The sequence below is a fragment of the Streptomyces sp. NPDC058964 genome, from assembly GCF_042741275.1.
In the GTDB taxonomy this organism is placed as follows: Bacteria; Actinomycetota; Actinomycetes; order Streptomycetales; family Streptomycetaceae; genus Streptomyces.
In genome coordinates, this window is the sequence record NZ_JBHYKH010000659.1 from 1 (window position 1) to 4,328 (window position 4,328).

Consider the following 4,328-nt stretch of genomic DNA (forward strand, 5'->3'; position numbering starts at 1 on the left):
CACACACCGCTTGAATTGTCGACGGCAGCGACAGTTGTTTATACGAGACAGGTGCAACAATGGGCGGGGTGGGGGCCCCGGCCCCGGATTGGGACGTGAGTATGGGCGTCAGCGGTGCGCTCGGCAGTGCAGATCCGGCCGATCCGTTCGACATCGTGTCCGCGGCCGTGGTGGTGACCGATGCCCGGAAGCTGATCGTCTACTGGAGCCCCGGAGCCGAGGGGCTGCTCGGCCATCCCGCCCGTGACGCGGTGGGGCACCCGGTGGAGTCCTTCCTGGCGGGCCGGAATCTGTCCGCCGCCGTGTCACGGCTGCGCCGGACCGGCCGTGGCTGGAACGGCGTCCTCGCCGTGAGGCACCGGGCAGGCCACAACGTCGACATCGCGGTTCGGGCGTGTGCCCTGGTCGCCGCCGATGGACACCGCGGCTGGCTGATCGTCGCGTGCGACGCCGAGGAACACGCGGAGTACGCGTTCCACGAGGAGATCGCGCACGGTCTGCTGGAGCGGTCGCCGATGGGGATCGCCGTTTTGGACACCGACCTGCACGGCAAGTGGGAGAACCGCGCGCTGGCCGACATGGACGGCGCGACGAGGACGGACACCGGCGCGACCCCGCCCCTGCTGAGTCAGTACGCCAAGCGGGCACTCCTGACCGGTCAGCCGCAGGTGACCCTGGAATCCTCGCCGCTGCGCCACGACTTGACACGCCGACGCAACCAGCGGCGGGTCGAGCTGCGCTCCTTCTTCCCCGTGCGGAACGCCGCGGGGGAAACCCTGGGCGTCTGTCTCGTCGCCCTCCAGGCCGTCGGACAGGACTCGGCACGCGACCGGCTCGCCCTGCTGAACGAGGCCGGCGAACACATCGGCACCACGCTGGACCTCGACCGGACGGTGCGGGAACTGGCGGAGGTCGTGGTGCCGCGGGTCGCCGACTTCGTGGCGATCGACCTGCTGGACGCCGTACGGGCGGAAGGGGGCCCGGCCACGGACGCCGACCACGGCGAGGAGACGCTGCGCCGGGCGGCTCATCTGTCGATCCAGGAGGACCACCCCGAAGTGGTCGTCGAGATCGGCGCCACCACCCACTACCGGCTCAGGTCCCCCCAGGAACGCTGCCTGCTCACGGGGAAACCGGTCTGCGAGGTCGTCAGCCCCTCGACACCCTGGCTGGTCGAGGACTCCCTGCGCTGGAAGAAGCTCATCCGGCTGGGAGTGCACACGCACCTCGTCGTTCCCCTCCGGGCGCGCGGAATCACCATGGGCGTGGTGACCCTGCTGCGCTGGAAGAACCCGGACCCGTTCGACGCGGACGATCTGCTCCTCGTCGAGGAACTCGTCGCGAGGGCCGCCGTGTGCGTCGACAACGCCCGGCGCTTCGCCCGGGAGCGCCAGGCGGCGCTCACCCTGCAGACCAGCCTGCTGCCGCCGGACCTGCCCGAGCTCAACGCGGTCGAGGTCGCCTACCGCTATCTGCCGGCCGACGCCGAGGCCGGAGTGGGCGGAGACTGGTTCGACGTGATCCCGCTCTCCGGAGCGCGGGTCGCGCTCGTCGTCGGCGACGTGGTGGGCCACGGGCTTCACGCGGCCGCGAGCATGGGGCGACTGCGGGCCGCCGTCCAGACGCTCGCCGATCTGGATCTGCCCCCGGACGAGCTGCTGGCCCACGTCGACGACCTGGTGGTACGCCTGTCGGACGAGGCCGAGGCGGCCACGCAGGGGCCGACCGTCATCGGGGCGACCTGCGTGTACGCCGTCTACGACCCGGTCGCCCGCACCATCGTCGTGGCCCGGGCCGGTCACCCCAGCCCGGCGATCGCCCACCTGAGCGAGCCGGTCGAGTTCCCCGACATCCCCGCGGGCCCGCCGCTGGGCCTGGGCGGCCTGCCGTTCGAGTCGGCGGAGATCGCGGTGGAGGAGGGGAGCGTCATCGCCCTCTACACCGACGGCCTGATCGAGGCCTCGGACCGGGACGTCGACGTCGGTATGGAACGTCTGTGTTTCACCCTCGCCCACCCCGACCGGCCGCTCGAGGAGATCTGCGACATCATGGTCCGCACGCTGCTGCCGACCCGCCCGCGCGACGACGTCGCCTTCCTCATCGCACGGACACACGCTCTCAGCCCCGATCGCGTCGCCTCCTGGGAGATCCCCACCGACCCCTCGGCGGTGCACGTGGTCCGCAACAACGTCGCACGGCAACTGTCCGTGTGGGGCCTCGAAGAAGTCGCCTTCACCACCGAGCTCATCGCCAGCGAACTGGTCACCAACGCCATCCGGCACGCGTACGGCCCCATCAGCCTGCGTCTCATCCACGAGCGGGCGCTGATCTGCGAGGTCTCGGACGCCAGCCATACCGCCCCGCACCTGAGGCGGGCCCTCAGCACGGACGAGGGCGGGCGGGGTCTCTTCCTGGTCGCGCAGCTCGCCCAGCGCTGGGGCACCCGTCACGAGGCCGGCGGCAAGACCATCTGGACGGAGCAGCAACTGCCGGACGACGGCACCTGACGGTGGGCCCGGATCCGATTGCCCCTCTTGAATATATATGCGGCGAATGTAATAGTTTTCCCACGCGAGACCTCTACCCATGGAGCGCCGCCGCATGATCTACGGAGCCCACCCCCACGCTCCCGCCCACCCCGTGAACATCGTCCTCGCCCGCGGTTGTGACAACTGCCGGGGCTGGGGAAGTGTCGTCGACGACGGCCGGTTCGAACTCTGCCCGGAGTGCCAGAGCCCGGCCCGGCCCCGGTCCACCGACCGGCCCGGTCGAGTGATCTGACGTGATCAGACCGTGGCGTCCTGGTACTGGCCGAGATACCGGAAGCGGCCGCCGGAGGCCCTGAAGAGATACAGCCCGTCCGTGTTGTAGCGGGGTCGCGCGGTCGTGTAGCGCAGCCGCTTGGTGATCCCCCGGTAGTCGGTGGTGCGCAGCCGGCCGACCAGTGCGCCGCGCTCCGCACCGGACGCGCTCAGCGGTGTCATGACACGGGCGAGGAAGAGCGTCGCGTCATAGGCCTCCGCGGAGTACCAGGGAGGCGAGGCGCCGTCGAAGCGTCTGCGGTAGGCGGCGACGAAGGACTTGGCGGCCGCCACGCGGGTCGGATCGAGGAAGGCGGCGGAGAAGACCCAGCCTTCGGCCGCGTCGCCCGCCGAGGTGAGGAAGCGCGGGTCGAGGGCGCGCTCGGTGGCCAGCCGCGCACCGGAGTAGCCCGCGGCCCGCAGTGCCCGGGCCAGTCTCGCGGCGCGCGCGTAGCCTCCGGCGAACACCACCGCGTCGGCGCCCGAGGCGGTCAGCTTCTCGGCGAGGGTGCGGAAGTCGTCCGCCGTGTCGTCCTCGGCGAGGGTGCGGCGTGTCGTGGTGTGCTGCCCGGAACGCAGCGCCTCGGCGACGCGTGTGCAGATCTCCCAGCTGAAGTCGCCCTCGGCCGTGTCGTCGACCAGCACGGTCTCACGAGCGCGTGCGGTGCGAACGAGGTAGGCGACGACGGGTGCGGCCAGCGTGCCGTCGGAGGGGCGGGTGGACGCGTAGACCCGATGGGTGGCGAGGTCGACGTCGTCGAGTCCCACCGACACGGTGACCATGGGCAGCAGCGCTCGCTGGTAGCGGTCGAGGACGGCCTGTGCGCAGGCGTCGGTGGTCGGCCCGATCACGGCGCGCACCCGGTCGTCGTCGGCCAGCCGCCGCGCGAGCCGCGCCGCCCGGGTCGTGCTGCCCCCGTCGTCGTGGACCTGGAGCGCCAGGTCGAAGCCCCGGCCGGCCAGCGAGTTGTGGTGCTCGACTGCGCGCCGCACACCGTTCTCCTGGGCCCGCCCCTGCGTCCGGTGGCCACCGCTCAGGTCGGCCTGCAGGGCGACGACCACTCGATCGAGCCGGGTGCGGCCGCCCCCCGCCGAGCCGCGGCCGGGGCTGCGTGACGTCCACCAGGCAGCCGTACCACCTGCCGCCACGACCCCCGCGGCCGAGCCCAGCACCAGGAGACGGCGTCGTGCGAGGCCCCCGCGGGGGCCCTCCAGCGCGGTCGGCGGCTCGGCGCCGGGAGGCGCCCCCACCGTCCTCCCGGTCACCTCGGTCGCCTCGACGGCGGGCAGGGCGAGTACGGCGGCCGACCGGCGCGCGATGAGCCGGGCGGCCGAGGCAGGCAGCCGGCCCGCATCCTGTTCCCCCGGGTTCGCTCCGTCCAGCGTCCGCCGCACCTCCGCCACGGTGGGACGGGAACCGGGGTCCTTCGCCAGACATCCGCGCAGCAACGGCAGCAACCCGTCCGGAACGCCGCCGAGATCCGGCTCGTCGTAGACCGTACGCAGGAGCGTCTCGGCGGCGGAGCC

At 72.2% G+C, this 4,328-nt stretch carries 3 protein-coding genes; 2 read left to right on the plus strand and 1 reads right to left on the minus strand.

Features of this window, described 5'->3' with window-relative positions:
- Positions 1-101 precede the first annotated feature (101 nt).
- Positions 102-2,507, plus strand: a complete 2,406-nt coding sequence (locus ACFW2E_RS42430) for a SpoIIE family protein phosphatase (protein WP_384476183.1) — start codon at positions 102-104, stop codon at positions 2,505-2,507.
- A gap of 94 nt (positions 2,508-2,601) precedes the next feature.
- Complete coding sequence (locus ACFW2E_RS42435) at positions 2,602-2,781, plus strand: hypothetical protein (RefSeq protein ID WP_384476177.1); 180 nt, start codon at positions 2,602-2,604, stop codon at positions 2,779-2,781.
- 5 nt (positions 2,782-2,786) lie between these two features.
- Here the strand turns inward: ACFW2E_RS42435 and ACFW2E_RS42440 are convergent.
- Positions 2,787-4,328 (minus strand): ABC transporter substrate-binding protein (locus tag ACFW2E_RS42440; RefSeq protein WP_384476180.1); only part of this gene is annotated, 1,542 nt, incomplete at its 5' end.